At 62.9% G+C, this 14,493-nt stretch carries 12 protein-coding genes and 1 other RNA gene; 6 read left to right on the top strand and 7 right to left on the bottom strand.

Annotated features, from left to right (window positions below; all coding sequences use genetic code 11):
• Positions 1–323: 323 nt before the first annotated feature.
• The 5 genes from rnpB to ASE60_RS23380 all read right to left on the bottom strand — a co-directional run bounded on the left by rnpB (position 324) and on the right by ASE60_RS23380 (position 4,541).
• Positions 324–724, bottom strand: an RNA gene (rnpB, locus tag ASE60_RS25940) — RNase P RNA component class A.
• Positions 725–829: 105 nt separating this feature from the next.
• Entirely contained in the window at positions 830–2,020 is a 1,191-nt protein-coding gene (locus tag ASE60_RS23395; protein WP_057253454.1) for an FAD-binding oxidoreductase, read from the bottom strand.
• A gap of 300 nt (positions 2,021–2,320) precedes the next feature.
• Positions 2,321–2,848, bottom strand: coding sequence for a lytic transglycosylase domain-containing protein (locus tag ASE60_RS23390; RefSeq protein WP_057253452.1), 528 nt, complete (start codon positions 2,846–2,848; stop codon positions 2,321–2,323).
• Between the two features lie 224 nt (positions 2,849–3,072).
• On the bottom strand, positions 3,073–3,837 hold the full coding sequence (locus ASE60_RS23385) for an N-acetylmuramoyl-L-alanine amidase (protein WP_057253450.1): 765 nt from the start codon (positions 3,835–3,837) through the stop codon (positions 3,073–3,075).
• Positions 3,834–4,541 (bottom strand): DnaJ family molecular chaperone, encoded by a 708-nt coding sequence (locus tag ASE60_RS23380; protein WP_057253448.1) that lies wholly within the window; start codon positions 4,539–4,541, stop codon positions 3,834–3,836. Before ASE60_RS23380 ends, ASE60_RS23385 begins: the two co-directional genes overlap by 4 nt.
• A gap of 429 nt (positions 4,542–4,970) precedes the next feature.
• Between ASE60_RS23380 and ASE60_RS23375 the strand changes: the two genes are divergently transcribed.
• The 3 genes from ASE60_RS23375 (at position 4,971) to ASE60_RS23365 (ending at position 8,117) form a co-directional block, all read left to right on the top strand.
• Entirely contained in the window at positions 4,971–6,188 is a 1,218-nt protein-coding gene (locus ASE60_RS23375) for a pyrophosphate--fructose-6-phosphate 1-phosphotransferase (RefSeq protein ID WP_057253446.1), read from the top strand.
• A 130-nt stretch (positions 6,189–6,318) separates the two neighbouring features.
• A complete protein-coding gene (locus tag ASE60_RS23370) occupies positions 6,319–6,954 on the top strand; it encodes a LysE family translocator (protein ID WP_057253444.1) in 636 nt (211 codons plus the stop codon).
• A gap of 116 nt (positions 6,955–7,070) precedes the next feature.
• Positions 7,071–8,117 carry a lytic transglycosylase domain-containing protein gene (locus ASE60_RS23365; RefSeq protein WP_057253442.1) on the top strand — a complete coding sequence of 349 codons (1,047 nt, stop codon included), beginning with the start codon at positions 7,071–7,073 and terminating at the stop codon, positions 8,115–8,117.
• Positions 8,118–8,159: 42 nt separating this feature from the next.
• On the opposite strand, the gene ASE60_RS23360 is transcribed toward ASE60_RS23365, so the two are convergent.
• Both ASE60_RS23360 and ASE60_RS23355 read right to left on the bottom strand, forming a co-directional pair.
• Positions 8,160–9,512: a serine hydrolase gene (locus tag ASE60_RS23360; RefSeq protein ID WP_057253440.1), complete on the bottom strand. Its 1,353-nt coding sequence runs from the start codon at positions 9,510–9,512 to the stop codon at positions 8,160–8,162.
• 214 nt (positions 9,513–9,726) lie between these two features.
• Positions 9,727–11,277: an EAL domain-containing protein gene (locus ASE60_RS23355; RefSeq protein WP_082616020.1), complete on the bottom strand. Its 1,551-nt coding sequence runs from the start codon at positions 11,275–11,277 to the stop codon at positions 9,727–9,729.
• Between the two features lie 176 nt (positions 11,278–11,453).
• On the opposite strand from ASE60_RS23355, the gene ASE60_RS23350 reads away from it, so the two are divergent.
• The 3 genes from ASE60_RS23350 (at position 11,454) to ASE60_RS23340 (ending at position 14,415) form a co-directional block, all read left to right on the top strand.
• Positions 11,454–12,704, top strand: a complete 1,251-nt coding sequence (locus tag ASE60_RS23350; RefSeq protein ID WP_057253435.1) for a DUF3419 family protein — start codon at positions 11,454–11,456, stop codon at positions 12,702–12,704.
• Positions 12,705–12,708: 4 nt separating this feature from the next.
• Positions 12,709–13,377 carry a class I SAM-dependent methyltransferase gene (locus ASE60_RS23345; RefSeq protein ID WP_057253433.1) on the top strand — a complete coding sequence of 223 codons (669 nt, stop codon included), beginning with the start codon at positions 12,709–12,711 and terminating at the stop codon, positions 13,375–13,377.
• A 252-nt stretch (positions 13,378–13,629) separates the two neighbouring features.
• Positions 13,630–14,415 carry a GH25 family lysozyme gene (locus ASE60_RS23340; RefSeq protein ID WP_057253431.1) on the top strand — a complete coding sequence of 262 codons (786 nt, stop codon included), beginning with the start codon at positions 13,630–13,632 and terminating at the stop codon, positions 14,413–14,415.
• The last annotated feature ends 78 nt before the right edge of the window (positions 14,416–14,493 follow it).

Here is a 14,493-nt window from a genome sequence, read left to right as displayed (position 1 = left end):
CCCCACCGTCCGGGAATGCGACAGCGGAACGGCTTCAAATCGTTGGAAAATCAGAATGTGAGAAAGAGCGCAGTTATGCCTCCGGCACGGGGCGAAAAAACAGCTCACCGAGACGGGCCGGTTCATTTCCAAACGGACACGCATGGAAAATGCGGGCCAGATCAAGCCGGCGCGAAGCAGCCGAAACGCATGATTTGCCTGTCGGCCGACCTGATGTTGCGGGCGTCGGCAACGTCGACGCCTTACCCCGGCAGACGTCGACCCTCGGGTCCGCTTCGAAAGAGAATTCGAGACGGCTCTGTGCCGGACAAAACAAAGGAGAAATCGCCAGTTGGCCTGTAAGCCGGGTTCTGTATGGCCCCGCAGCCCGAAGGCAACGGAGCGTGGCAGCCATTCATCTGGGACTGCGCTTGCACGCAGCCTCTTGCAACCCACCCGGATGACTGGCCCGGAAACAGGCTGGACGCTTGCGCGCCCGCGTCATCCCTATTCGGTCTTGCTCCCGGTGGGGTTTGCCGTGCCGTCCATGTCGCCATGTCCGCGGTGGGCTCTTACCCCACCCTTTCACCCTTACTCCGCCAAGCGGAGCGGTTTGCTTTCTGTGGCACTTTCCCTGAGGTCGCCCTCGCCGGACGTTATCCGGCACCGTATTTCCGTGGAGCCCGGACTTTCCTCCCCCCGCGGCCTTTCGGCACTTGCGGAGAGCGGCTGCCCGGCCAACTGGCACGCGCTCCTTAAACCAGCCCGCCGCAGCGCGCCAGAAAAAACGGCAGGGTTTTTCAGCTGCCAACAGGGCAGATCGGAGCAAGGCGGTCCTGGCGCACCCGATCTAGCGAAACGCGACGGAGAAATCCGCATCGTATTCGGGCTCGTCGATCCGGCCGTTGAGCACGAGGACCGCGCCGAGCCGACCGATCTCGTCGGAGCTCTTCGCCGCCTGGCCGTTGCCGCCGGTGACGACGGCGATACGGCTCCCCTCGGCAAAGCCGATATAGGGCAGCCCGTGGCGGGTGAACGAGGTGACGCAGGGCGAAAAGTGGGTGGAGACCGGCTGGAAGCCGGGCATCACCTCGGCCAGCAGCCCGCGCAGATGCTCCGCCGTTGTCGCGCTGCCCGGCCCGCGGAACCATTGCCGCACCGCCGCTTCGCCCTCGAGGATCCTGTCGGTCGGATCGCCGCCGATCTTGATGTGATGCTTGCCGTCCGCATAGCCGACCGGTGGCAGCAGGTAGTAGCTTTTCTCCTGCTCCGGCGCCGCGCCGATCAGCGACGGCATGCGCTCGAAACCAGACAGATCGCTGCTTGCCACCTCGGCAAAGAATACGGTTCGCGCCTTAACGGTGAGATCGATCGGCCGCGACAGGAGTGCTGCGGAAATCGAGAACCCGCCGGCGGCAACGATCACCCGGCCTGCCACGAAACGCTTTCCGTCGACGGTCGCGACAACCACACGGTCGCGCTCCTCCGCCACGGTCACAACCTCGCTGCGCACGATCCGGGCTCCCGCCTTCTCGGCGCATACCGTCTGCGCCGCGACCAGCGCCCGCGGGTTGATGTAGCCGGCCCCGCGCCTCTCGTGAACGCCAGCGGTGCCATCGGGGAAACGGAACCAGGGAAAACGCTGCGACAGCGCCTCGCCATCGTAGAGCGGCGCCTCGACGCCAAGCGCGTCGCGCGCCTTCTCGACCTGTTCGATATAGTCGTAGGAAGATCCGGGCGCCGGCCCGGCGATCAGGCAGCCGACTTCGTGGTAGAAGCCGATGCCGCTTTCGTCTTCGATTTCGCCGTAACGCTCGATCGAGCGTCTGGCGAGCCGCGCCCACACTGGATCGTCATCGATCGTGCGGGTGATGCGGGCATTGTCGTAGTGGCTCGAAAAGACGCCGGTATGATTGGCCCAGTCCGTCGGCTCATCAGGTCCGATCAGCGCGACCTTGGCTCCCGAAAGCGCCAGGTGGCGGGCGGCCGCAGCACCCATCATGCCCTTGCCGACGACAATGAAATCAAAGCTTTCCGACATGCCGGTCCTCGTCCCTTTTGCTCAAGGGAGATAGCATGCCGGCGCCTGTATGACACGATGGTTGTAGGGTTTTTCCCTGTGCGCCGGAACGCGAGACCTGTCCGGCTAGAGCATCCGCCATCGCCGGATATGGCTGGCGGATGAAGCTCTTCGTTGACTGCATGTTTCCATTGATCGTAGCCGGTTAACGGACAAAAACATGCAGAAAATCAAAGTGCTACAGCGACCTTTGCGCGTCTGATAAGACGCGCGGCGCTTTCGCCAAGCGAAAGAACGCGCCGGCGCTCGTCATGCAATCGATCAGTCGATGATGTTCTGCACCTTGCCGCAGTAGCGCTTGGAAACCGGGTTCATGCGCTTGGCGCCGTGGCCGGCATTGTACTTGAGAACCGTGCCGCACGTCGTACCGCCGGACAGCTCATGCGCCATGGCGAGGTACTTCATGCCGAACTTGATGTTGGTTTCCGGATCGTAGAGACCCTTGGAGGAACCGGAATAGCCCATCATGCGAGCGGTAGCAGGCTTGATCTGCATCAGGCCGATTTCGCCGGCGCTGCCGCGTGCCTTGGGATTGAAATTGCTTTCGACCTTGACGATCGCATGCGCCAGATCGACCGGAACGCCGTATTGCTTGGCGTAGGACTTGATCAGACCCGTGTACTGGACGTTCGAGACGAGATCCGGCTTGGGATAGCCTGTGGTCCGGGTGACGGACTGGATGGATGAGGTCTTGATGGTCTTATCGACATTCCCCGCATACGACGTACCCATCCCGGCGAAGAACATGCCAAGGCATGCCGCCACCGCAGCAACAGACGATATTCTCATTTAGTTTGAATTCTCCGGCCTGGGGAATGGACCGAAGCGCACCCCGCTTCGAACCTCACTTCCCGATCGTTTCATTCACAGGAAGTGAGCGTTGCGCCCTGATACCCCTGCAGTTCCAATGGGGCCGGAAATGAATGCCGCATCATGGTAAACATGTGGCAAAGCTAAAAAAACATGCCAAGAATATCTGCAGAAGTGCCGTTTTGACGAAAAAATCTTCCGCGTCAGGCGATGAATTGCGGCAGGCTGGAAAGCAGCCGGTGGAGCGTATCGAGGGTTGAGATGTCGGCGATGCCATCGACCCTTTGTTGTCGGAAGTGCCGCTGGAACGCCGCGACCGAGCCCTCGGTCTTTTCACAGAATTCGCCAGTTACATCAATGCCATAACCGTAGAGCGACAGCATCGACTGGATGGCCTCCACCGGCTGGCCCTGGTCACCGCGCTGGAAAAAGCGTCCGCCGCCGATCGGGGCCGGTTCCACCCAGTGCCCGACCCCTTCGCGATGAAGAATGTGCCAGGGAAATTTTTCTCCCGGATCGACCTTGCGAATGGGGGCGATATCGCTGTGTGCGAGCACTCTCTCGGGCGCGATCGACCAGCGGTCGCCGCAGTCCCGACACAATTCCACAACTGCCGCGATCTGTTTTTCCGGAAAGTCCGGCAGACCGCCCGGGTGACCCGGGTTGGCGATCTCTATTCCGATCGAACAGGAATTGATATCGGTCTCGCCCTTCCAATAGCTCTTGCCGGCATGCCAGGCGCGGCGCGCCTCCGGCACGAGTTGATCGACGCGCCCATCCTCGTGGACGAAGTAATGGCTGGAGACCTGGCTTTCCTCGCGGCAAAGCCATTCGAGCGCCGAAGCGCCCGTCGGCATGCCGGTATAATGCAGAACGATCATATCCGGGGCGCGCTGGTCGACGCGGTCGCCGAAATTGGGCGACGGCATGAAGCGTGCACCCGGATAGTCGCAGTATTTGGAGGTCATGCGGCTCGGCGTTCTTTCTCGATCGCCTCGTAGGCGGCATTCAGTGCCGCCATGCGATCATTGGCGATCGCGTGGAATTCGTGCGGTACGCCGCGCGCAACCAGCATGTCCGGATGGTTCTCCGAAACGAGTACCCGGTAGCGCCTGCGGATATCGGCGAAGTCATCCTTACGCGAAACACCGAGCACCTGATAGGGGTCGCGGCCGTCACCATGGACATGACGGGCCATGATGCGCTCGAAATGTCCCTCGTCCATGCCGAAGATGTCTGCCACGCGCAACAGGAAGGCGAGCTCGCGCTCATGCACGGCGCCATCCGACTTGGCGATGTGGAACAGGCCGTCGACGATATCCTCGAGGATCGGGCAATTCCTTTCGCAGGACGAACACAGCGACGCCATCTTCTCCGCATAGGCCTCGTAACCGGCGACGTCCTGGCGCGCCAGGTTATAGAGACGCGCGACGTTCTGCGCCTGATCCGGCGGAAACTGGAAGATGTCGCGGAAGGCGTCGACCTCGGCCTCGGTCACGATGCCGTCGGCCTTGGCCATCTTGGCCGAAAGCGCGATCATGGCGACGGAGAAGGCCACCTTGCGCCGTGTTTCCGGATCGCCCTCGAACAGGGTGCGCACGGCCTCGACCACGCCGGCAAGCGCATTGCCGGTGGCGATAACGATCTTGAGGAGGCTGTCCCAAAATGACATGCGAGGTTCCCTGTCTCTCCACTCTATAGCATGGACCGATGTGGTGGCAAATTGCAAGCGGTGGACGGCCCAGACCACGAGGATGACGAATTTGTGATGGCCCCTCACTATTGTCAATCCATCGATTGGAACTTGCGACAGTCAGCCGATGGAAAGCTGTTCCCGCGGGAACAGCCATCAAATAAAAAAGAGATGTCATCGCGGCCCGAAAAGGCAGCAATTCCACCGTTCGCAACAGCCAGCCTGCGCGCCCGCGGGCAGCGCACCCTGCGACAATCCGCGCGCACCTGCCCTGCCCGCAATTCCGGCGCTCAATGGCTCCTTGCGGCAGCAGCTCGACACAACATCCACAGACCCGTCATTTAATTTCCATCCGATTTGCGTTATGGAGGCCCCACCCATCGCATGCCAAAGTCCCGAGGAGGAAACATGGCCAAGAAAAAAGTCGCAATGCTGACGGCCGGCGGGCTCGCGCCCTGTCTGTCATCTGCCGTTGGGGGGCTGATCGAGCGCTACACCGACGTCGCGCCCGAATATGAGCTGGTCGCCTATCGCTCCGGCTACCAGGGCGTGCTCTTAGGCGACCGCATCGAGATCACCCGCGACATGCGCGAGAAGGCGCATCTCCTGCACCGCCATGGCGGCTCGCCGATCGGCAACAGCCGCGTCAAGCTCACCAACGCGGCCGACTGCGTCAAGCGCGGCCTCGTCAAGGATGGCGAGAACCCGCTGCGCATCGCCGCAGAGCGGCTTGCCAATGACGGCATCTCGATCCTCCACACGATCGGTGGCGACGACACCAATACGACCGCGGCCGACCTTGCCGCCTATCTCGGCGCCAACGGCTACAACCTGACCGTGGTTGGCCTGCCGAAGACCGTCGACAACGACGTCGTGCCGATCCGCCAGACGCTCGGCGCCTGGACGGCCGCCGAATACGGTGCCCGCTTCTTTGACAATGTCAGCAACGAGCAGAGCGCCGCACCACGCACGCTGGTCGTCCATGAGGTCATGGGCCGCCATTGCGGCTGGCTGACCGCGGCCACCGCCCGCTCCTATATCCAGACGATCGACGACAAGGAGTTCGTCGACGGCTTCATGATGAACCGCCAGATGAAGAACATCGACGGTCTCTACCTGCCGGAGATGAAGTTCGATCTGCAGGGCGAAGCCGATCGCCTGCGTAAGATCATGGACCGCACGGGCTTCGTGACGCTGTTCGTCAGCGAAGGCGCCTGCCTCGACGCGATCGTCACTGAGCGGGAAGCGGCCGGCGAAACGATCAAGCGCGATGCCTTCGGCCACGTGAAGATCGACACGATCAATGTCGGCAACTGGTTCTCGAAGCAGTTTGCAGCACTGCTCGGCGCCGAGCGCGCGATGGTGCAGAAGTCCGGTTACTACGCCCGCTCGGCCCCTGCCAACGGCGACGACCTGCGCCTGATCCAGAGCATGGTCGACCTCGCCGTCGAAAGCGCGCTCAACAAGGTCTCCGGCGTCACCGGTCACGACGAGGACCAGGGCGGCAAGCTGCGCACGATCGAGTTCCCGCGCATCAAGGGCGGCAAGCAGTTCGACACCTCGGTCAAGTGGTTCGGCGACGTGATGGACGTCATCGGCCAGAAGTGGCAGGCGCAGAAGCACTGACCATGCGAACCCCGGCGGGTGCGTATGCCGCCCGCCGACAACGCCTGATTTAAAAGATTGACGGCTCCGCGTTTCCATGGCTGGCTCGGCCAATTCATTGCCGAGATTTAGTTAAACGCGGAGCTTTTTCATGTCCTTTGAACATTGGTTTGCCTTTGCCGCAGCCTCTGCCGTGCTGCTCGCCATCCCCGGCCCCACCATTCTTCTCGTGATCTCCTATGCGCTCGGCCACGGCCGCAAGACCGCAGGTGCCACCGTCGCCGGTGTGGCGCTCGGCGATTTCACCGCCATGACCGCGTCCATGCTCGGCCTCGGTGCGCTGCTGGCGACCTCAGCGGCGATCTTCACCGTGCTGAAATGGGTAGGGGCGGCCTATCTCATCTGGCTCGGCATCAAACTCTGGCGCGCGCCGGTCGCAGCCGGCGGCGATGCCGACGTCGAAACCACCCCCACCGAGCGCCCGCTGCGCATCTTCTTTCACACCTATGCGGTCACCGCGCTCAATCCGAAGAGCATCGTCTTCTTCGTCGCCTTCCTGCCGCAGTTCCTCGACCTTGGTCAGCCGCTCTTTACCCAGATGGCGATTTTCGAGCTCACTTTCCTGACGCTCGCGATCGTCAATGCCAGCCTCTACGCGGCCCTTGCGACCGCGGCGCGCAGCACGATCTCGCGGCCTAATATTCTCCGCATCGTCAACCGCGCCGGCGGCTCCATGCTCATCGGCGCAGGGCTTCTGACGGCGACGATGAAGCGCGCCTCGGCGTGAAAATGTCGCCCGCGCTTGCCGCCGCCAGCCTCATAGGTTAATGGAGATTCACTCTTGGCGGCTGGCAACCGCTGATTTGCAGGGGCTACGGGGCCCAGAAGCACGAAAGTGACAGAATGGCGAAGTACCGTATTTCCCTTACCAAACAGACGTTTGGCGTGGCAGCTATACTGTCGGCGACCATCGTCTCGGGATGCTCAACGGTAGAGCACACGTCGCTCGAAGAACTGACGGCCGTGCAGACGGTCACCCCGCTCGCAAAGCCCGGCACTGAAATGACGGCCTACGCGCTGCCCACGCCTGATGGTGTGGCCACCGCAACGAGCGCTGCGCTTATGGCACAGACGGCAGCCCAGGCATCGGGCATCGCGGTCACCTATCCGGTCGCGGCTGACCTGGCGCAAGGCGCCGAAGCCGCCCCCTCGATGGTCGCGGTCCCCGCTGCCAAGCCGGGCGACTCCATGGCGCTTGCCATGGTTGCTCCGACAGCGCAAACGAATGCGACCGCTGCCATCGCCGCCGCCGAAACCCCGCTGTCGGGCGACGCGACGCAACTGGCGGCAGCGGCCGCTTCGCCCGCCGCGACCAAGACGGCCCGCGTCCAGGATCTTCCGGTTTCGACGCTCGCAGTTGCCGCCGCGATGGAATCGGACTTCGACACCGGCGAGCCCGTCGGTCTCGAAACGCTGGTCGCCAACCGCATGATCGTGCCGACCGAGCGTCCGAAGACCGGTGTCATCGGCTCGACGGTCGCAGCCGTTGCCAGCGTCATTCCGGATTCGATGAAGCTCACCAAGGCGCCGACCAGCTCGCGTCCCGACCTCGACAAGCTGATCAAGTATTATGCCGATCTGAACGATATTCCGGTCGAGCTGGTTCACCGCGTCGTCAAGCGCGAGAGCAACTACAATCCGCGCGCCTACAGCAAGGGCAATTACGGCCTGATGCAGATCCGCTACAATACCGCCAAGGGCCTCGGCTATGACGGTCCGGCGGAGGGCCTGTTCGACGCCGAAACCAACCTCAAATACGCGACGAAGTATCTGCACGGCGCCTGGATGGTGGCCGACAACCAGCACGACGGCGCGGTCAAGCTCTATGCCAGCGGCTACTACTACCACGCCAAGCGCAAGGGACTTCTCGACGAACTCGGCATGAAGTAAGCGAAGCCCGCTTACTGATATTCGAACCGTTTTATGAGGCGCTCAATCGAGCGCCTCTATTATTTTGGCGTTGAGCTTCTGTACGTCGTAGCCGAGCCTCGAAGGCGTGAGCCCCAGCCGGACCACCGCGAGCTTCAGCGAAGGCACCAGCATGATCGCCTGGCCGTCATGGCCGAGCATCCAGAAGGCGTCCGCCGGGAAACTGCCGGAACCGGCGCGCACGCCGTTTTCCTCCAGCCACACCTGGCCCTGGCCGTATTTGCCACCTGAAGCCTTGGCCGGCGCGCGCATGAAGGCGACGTAGTCCTTCGGCAGCATGGCCCTCCCCTTCCAGACGCCATCCTGCAATAGGAACTGCGCGAAGCGCGCCCAGTCCTGCGCGGTGGCATACATATAGGACGAGCCGACGAAGGTGCCGCTCGCATCGGTTTCGAGCACGGCGCTGCTCATGCCCAAGGGCGCAAACAGCGCGTCATGCGGGAAGGCAAGTGCGGCCGCTGGATCATCGAAGGTCCACATCCAGATACGCGACAGCAACGTGCTCGTGCCGCTGGAATAGCTGAACGTCGCGCCGGGATCGGACGTCAGCGGTTTGGTGGCCGCATAACCCGCCATGTCCTTCTCGAGATAGAGCATGCGCGTCACGTCGGTGACGTCGCCATAGTTCTCGTTGAATTCGAGACCGCTCTGCATGCCCATCAGATCGGCAAGCGTGATGCTGGCCCGTTCGTCGCTCGCCCACTCCGGCAGGAGCCCGGCACGCGCCACTTCCAATCGGCCCTCGGCCACACGCAGTCCGATCAGCGCCGCCGTGACCGATTTCGTCATCGACCAGCCGAGCAACGGCGTCGAGCGGTCAAAGCCCCGACCATAGTTCTCGGCGACCAGGCGGCCATCGCGAATGACGGCAATCGCCCGCGCGCCCGGACCGGCGAGATCGGCATCTTCGATAAGTCTCTGCAGGGCGGGATCGATCGCGGCTCCCTCGCCTTCCGGCCAAGGTGCTTCGGAAGCCGGCGCCGCCACAGCCGCCGCGGTCGTGATCGGCGGCAGGCTCGTGCCGCCGCCGTCCGGCAGGCTCGTGCATCCTGCGCCCGGCCGGTAGGCGGCGTAGCCCGCCGCTGCAAAGCCGAGGATCCGTGCGGTCACCATCTGTTTTTCCGGTTCGACGGCAACCTTCACCAGCTTCAGCAAGGGGTGTCCCGGCGCCTGGACATCATCGGCCAGCACCGACTGGGCATCGCGTCGCGCAATGAAGACATTGGAGCAGACGATCTTCGCGGCGTACCCATCGCCGACCTTGAGCAATTCCGGCGGCGCGAGCGCGAGCCAACCGAACAGCGCGACGACACCCAACACCAGCGCCGCACCTGATATCCTCAACATGCGTCTCATGCGTTCCCTCCGGCCGTCTCAAATATCCTTGGAGTCTTGCCGACCAAGGACAGAAAGATGCAGCAATTCAAACAGCGGTGGTACTGGTCCGATGGGACGCGCGGTCGCTGTCGAGTTGCAGAGAGAACCAGCATTTCGCCGACAGGAAAAGCCCGCAGACTGCAAGTTTCCAATTTCTGGGGAATGGGGACCCTGGAGTGCTGGTCCCGCGGCGTTAGGCCGAGCGTCGCAAATCCGCCGCTTCGCCTGTCTCAGGCAATGCCGCCACATCCGTGAGCGCCGGCGATATCCACGGACCGCGGACTTCCGCGGCGCCGCTTGCCTGCGCGCAATCCATCTCGCTTTGCTTTTCGATGCCGCGCACGGCGATCGGCAGGCGCAGTACCTGGCCGGTCTTGATGAGGCAGGCGAGCAGCGCAACGCTGCGCTCGCTGCCGTGGGTCGCCCGGATGGCGGTAAGATCGATGGTCACCTGGTCGGGCTGCAGTTCGGCAATCAGGTTCAAGGGCAAGGATGAACCGGCGCCGCCGCCAAGCACAATCCGCACACCAAGCGCGCGCAACCCCTGGAGATTTTCGGAAATCAGGGCGAGATCTTCGGTCGAAAAGTCCCCGGTGATCTCGATCGTCAGGCGTCCCGGCGGCAAGCTCGCCTCGGCGAGGCATTGCCTGACCTGCGCAACAAAGTCTCGATCCTTGAGTTGCGGGGCGAAGGGGGCGACCGTCAGTCCGGTCGGCGAAGCCCAGCGGGCAGCCTCCGTGCAGGCCGCCTGAAGTGTCCAATAGCCAAGCGAAAGCGCACTCGTGCTCTGCTCAGACGGCTCTATGAAGGCTTCCGCGCCGATGACGCCGCGAAGCGGGTGCCGCCAGCGCAGCAGCGCCTCGAAAGCGCGGATGGCTCCGCTTGCCGTCCCGGCAATCGGCAGGAATTCGAGGAAGAATTCGTCGTCCTCGAGCCCGCGTGCCACATCGCGCTCGGCCTCCGCCCGCTGCCGGGCGGCGTGGGTCAGCGTTTCCGAGTGGAAGGCGTGGCTGTTGCCGCTCATCGCCTTCGCCTCGTAGAGCGCCAGGTCCGCACGCTTCAGCACGTCGCCCGTCGCCGTATCGCTTCGCTCGACGAAGGCGATGCCGATGCTGCAGCCGGATGCGACCCGTGCATCGCCAAGATCGAACGGCGCTTCGAACAATGCCTTTACCCGCATTGCGAGTATTTCCGCTTCGACCTGTGACGCGGCATCGGCCGCTGCAAGCACGAACTCATCTCCGCCGAGCCGGTAGACGGTTGCCTCCCCGGAAAAGGCGCGCCTCAGCCGGGCGCCGAAGAGTGCAAGCAGCCGGTCGCCGGCATCGTGACCCATCGTATCGTTGATCGCCTTGAACCGGTCGAGATCAAGTAGGAGCAGGGCATTGCGCTCGAAGGCCGGCCCTTCGGCACAAAGCGCCTGACGAATGTCCGCTTCCAGCGCCGCGCGGTTTGCGAGCCCTGTGAGCTTGTCGCGGTGGACTTCGTGGCGCAAGCGCCGCTCGGCGCGGCGGGCTGCATGCAACTCGTGTTCGAGGCGGCGCGAGTAACGCCAGCGATAGAAGGATCCGCCGAGGAGGAGCGGCATGGCGCCAGCCGCAAGCATTGCCGGAACATCCCAATGCGATTGTTTTGCGAGCACGGTTTCCGTCGCCAGCCACACCGCGGAAACCAGAGCCCCCAATGCCGCGCCGGCAGCCGCAAATCGCTGCTCGGGCTTCGGCAGAAACGTTCCTAACATCATGTCGACGCCCCCGAATATAAGCCGGTGCTAGCACGCCAGGGTTTAATGATTTCTTATGGGTGAAAAATAGTATGGCGGCCGTTCGAGCGCGCTCTGGGGGCTGTGGAAACCTCGTCATCAAAGTGTAGCGGAGTCACTTTAGAAGCGGCTAAGTTTCAACTGGATGACCGGCAGAGATGACCGAACTAGCCCCCGACGTCGGCTTTGGCAGAAAAAATCCGAAGCTGAAAAACGCCCTGCTCCAGCACAAGACCTTTTCCCTTGCCGGCCTCTCGGAGCGTCTCTTCGGCCTGCTTTTTTCCGGTCTTGTCTACCCGCAGATCTGGGAAGATCCGATCGTCGACATGGAAGCGATGCAGCTCGGCCCGGAGCACCGGATCGTCACTATCGGCTCCGGCGGCTGCAATATGCTGACCTATCTGTCGGCCGGCCCGCGCAAGATCGACGTCGTCGACCTCAACCCGCACCACATCGCGCTGAACCGCCTCAAGCTCGCGGCCTTCCGCCATCTGCCGAGCCACAAGGATGTCACGCGTTTCCTGGCGACCCAGGGCACGGCCACCAACGTCCAGGCCTTCGACCTCTTCATTGCGCCGAAGCTCGACACCGCGACGCGCAGCTACTGGAACGGCCGCGACCTGACCGGCCGCCGCCGCATCGGCGTCTTCGGCCGCAACATCTATCGCACCGGCCTGCTCGGCCGCTTCATTGCCGCAAGCCACCTGCTCGCCCGTCTACACGGCGTCAACCCGGAAGAATTCGTCCAGGCCGGCTCGATGCGCGAGCAGCGGCAATTCTTCGACGAGCGCCTGGCACCGCTTTTCGATCGCCCCGTCATCCGCTGGATTACCGGCCGCAAGAGCTCGCTATTCGGGCTTGGCATCCCGCCGCAGCAGTTCGACGAGCTGGCAAGCCTCAGCAGCGAGAAGTCGCTCGCCGCCGTGCTGCGCCATCGGCTTGAAAAGCTCACCTGTCACTTTCCGCTGCGGGAAAACTACTTCGCCTGGCAGGCCTTTGGGCGCCGCTATCCGCTGCCGCACGAAGGCGAGCTACCGCCCTACCTCAATGCCCGCGCCTACGAGGCGATCCGCAACAATGCCGAGCGTGTCGAGGTCCACCACGCAAGCTACACCGAGCTCCTGGCGAGCAAGCCGGCGGCTTCCGTCGACCGCTACATCCTGCTCGATGCCCAGGACTGGATGACCGACCAGCAGCTCAACGATCTCTGGACCGAGATCACCCGCACGGCCGATACCGGCGCGATCGTCATCTTCCGCACGGCGGCAGAAGACAGCATCCTGCCCGGCCGTGTCTCCTCGGCCCTGCTCGACCAGTGGCACTACGATGCCGAAGCATCGGTCAAGCTCGGCGCCGAAGACCGCTCCGCCATCTATGGTGGTTTCCACATCTATCGGAAGAAGGCTTGAGCCGATGCGTGAGGCCGGGATTTCGCACGCGCGGCGCATGGACCACATGTACCGCTACCAGCGGCATTTCTACGATCTGACGCGGAAGTACTATCTCTTCGGCCGCGACACGCTGATCCGGGAGATGAACCCGGCCCCCGGTGCCTCTGTGCTCGAAGTCGGCTGCGGCACCGGGCGCAATCTGGCGCTGATCGGCCGCTGCTTCCCTTCGGCCCGTCTCTTCGGCCTGGACATTTCCTCGGAAATGCTGACCTCCGCCGATGCAAAGCTCAACCGTAGCGGCAAGCGCCGTGCCGAACTTCAGGTCGCCGACGCCACGGATTTCGACCCCGCCATCTTCGGCGAGCGCGGCTTCGATCGCATCGTCATCTCCTATTCGCTGTCGATGATCCCCGATTGGCAGAAGGCGATCGATGCGGCCATCGCCGCGCTCAATCCAGGCGGCTCGCTGCACATCGCCGATTTCGGCCAGCAGGAGCGCCTGCCGGCGAGCTTCCGCCGCGCGCTGCACGGCTGGCTCGATCGCTTCCATGTCACGCCACGCGCAAACCTCTTCGAGGTTCTGCGCGAGAAGGCGAGAGTAAACGGCGCCGATCTCGAACGCCGCGCGATCGGTCGCGGCTACGCCTGGCTTGCGGTCTATCACCGCCCGGCGGTCGCAATCGCCGCCTGAACCGGGACCCGGTCGCGCAGTCGGCTGGCGACCGCCCTTATCTCACGTCGCCAGAGAGCACCGAAATCACCAAAGGGATTTCGCGTTGGAGTAGAAATCGGCGAACTCCCGCCCACCTGCAATTCCCGCTTGAGCTAACCCAATTTTTACGATGATATGGTGAAGATGAGGTTCACGCCTCGCGGGGGAAATCACCGATATGAAAGCCATCGTGTGAGGCAGGATCGTCGCTCGTCTCTAGACAGGTACCTCATGCGCCGGCTTCTTCTGGCTCTACTGCCCATTGCCACCCTCCTTTCCGCCTGTTCGTCGACCGATTACGACCTGATGCAGACGGCATCGATCCCGCCGCGCTTCCAGGATACGGACCCGCAGAACTTCGGCGACCGCACCCCGCAGCACCACAACATCCACGGCATCGACGTCTCCAAATGGAATGGTGATATCGACTGGATGAAGGTGAAGAATTCGGGCGTCTCCTTCGCCTTCATCAAGGCGACGGAAGGCAAGGACAGGGTCGACACGCGCTTCAACGAATATTGGCAGCGGGCGCGTGCCGCCGGCATCCCCTACGCGCCCTATCACTTCTACTATTTCTGCTCGACCGCCGACGATCAGGCCGACTGGTTCATCGCCAATGTGCCGAAAAGCGCGGTCTATCTGCCTCCGGTGCTCGACGTCGAATGGAACGGCGAATCGAAGACCTGCCGCCACCGCCCGACTCCAAGCGAGGTCCGCGCCGAGATGAAGCACTTCATGGATCGCCTCGAAGCCCATTACGGCAAGCGCCCGATCATCTACACCTCGGTCGACTTCCACCGGGACAATCTCGTCGACCAGTTCAAGGACTATCACTTCTGGGTGCGCTCGACCGCCAAGCACCCGAAAGACGTCTATGTCGAGCGCCGCTGGGCCTTCTGGCAGTACACCAGCACCGGCGTTATCCCGGGCATCGACGGCAGTACCGATATCAATGCCTTCGCCGGCTCGGCGAAAAACTGGAAGAACTGGGTCGCAGCAGTCTCACAGCCGAAGTAAGACTGGCATTCTTGCCGGCAACCGCGGCAAGGCACCCCATTTTCTTCTTTCGGTCATAATGCTCTGGAAGAGCAAAGG

Source organism: Ensifer sp. Root278, assembly GCF_001429285.1.
In the GTDB taxonomy this organism is placed as follows: Bacteria; Pseudomonadota; Alphaproteobacteria; order Rhizobiales; family Rhizobiaceae; genus Ensifer.
This window is presented reverse-complemented; position numbering and strand designations above follow the sequence as displayed.

Excerpts from the sequence above, each read along its gene's own strand:
- ASE60_RS23365 (WP_057253442.1), top strand. The coding sequence starts at position 7,071 with ATGGCGAAGTACCGTATTTCCCTTACCAAACAGACGTTTGGCGTGGCA.
- ASE60_RS23380 (WP_057253448.1), bottom strand. The coding sequence starts at position 4,541 with ATGTCATTTTGGGACAGCCTCCTCAAGATCGTTATCGCCACCGGCAAT.
- ASE60_RS23340 (WP_057253431.1), top strand. The coding sequence starts at position 13,630 with ATGCGCCGGCTTCTTCTGGCTCTACTGCCCATTGCCACCCTCCTTTCC.
- ASE60_RS23395 (WP_057253454.1), bottom strand. The coding sequence starts at position 2,020 with ATGTCGGAAAGCTTTGATTTCATTGTCGTCGGCAAGGGCATGATGGGT.
- ASE60_RS23385 (WP_057253450.1), bottom strand. The coding sequence starts at position 3,837 with ATGACCTCCAAATACTGCGACTATCCGGGTGCACGCTTCATGCCGTCG.
- ASE60_RS23390 (WP_057253452.1), bottom strand. The coding sequence starts at position 2,848 with ATGAGAATATCGTCTGTTGCTGCGGTGGCGGCATGCCTTGGCATGTTC.
- ASE60_RS23345 (WP_057253433.1), top strand. The coding sequence starts at position 12,709 with ATGCGTGAGGCCGGGATTTCGCACGCGCGGCGCATGGACCACATGTAC.
- ASE60_RS23360 (WP_057253440.1), bottom strand. The coding sequence starts at position 9,512 with ATGAGACGCATGTTGAGGATATCAGGTGCGGCGCTGGTGTTGGGTGTC.
- ASE60_RS23355 (WP_082616020.1), bottom strand. The coding sequence starts at position 11,277 with ATGATGTTAGGAACGTTTCTGCCGAAGCCCGAGCAGCGATTTGCGGCT.
- ASE60_RS23375 (WP_057253446.1), top strand. The coding sequence starts at position 4,971 with ATGGCCAAGAAAAAAGTCGCAATGCTGACGGCCGGCGGGCTCGCGCCC.
- ASE60_RS23370 (WP_057253444.1), top strand. The coding sequence starts at position 6,319 with ATGTCCTTTGAACATTGGTTTGCCTTTGCCGCAGCCTCTGCCGTGCTG.
- ASE60_RS23350 (WP_057253435.1), top strand. The coding sequence starts at position 11,454 with ATGACCGAACTAGCCCCCGACGTCGGCTTTGGCAGAAAAAATCCGAAG.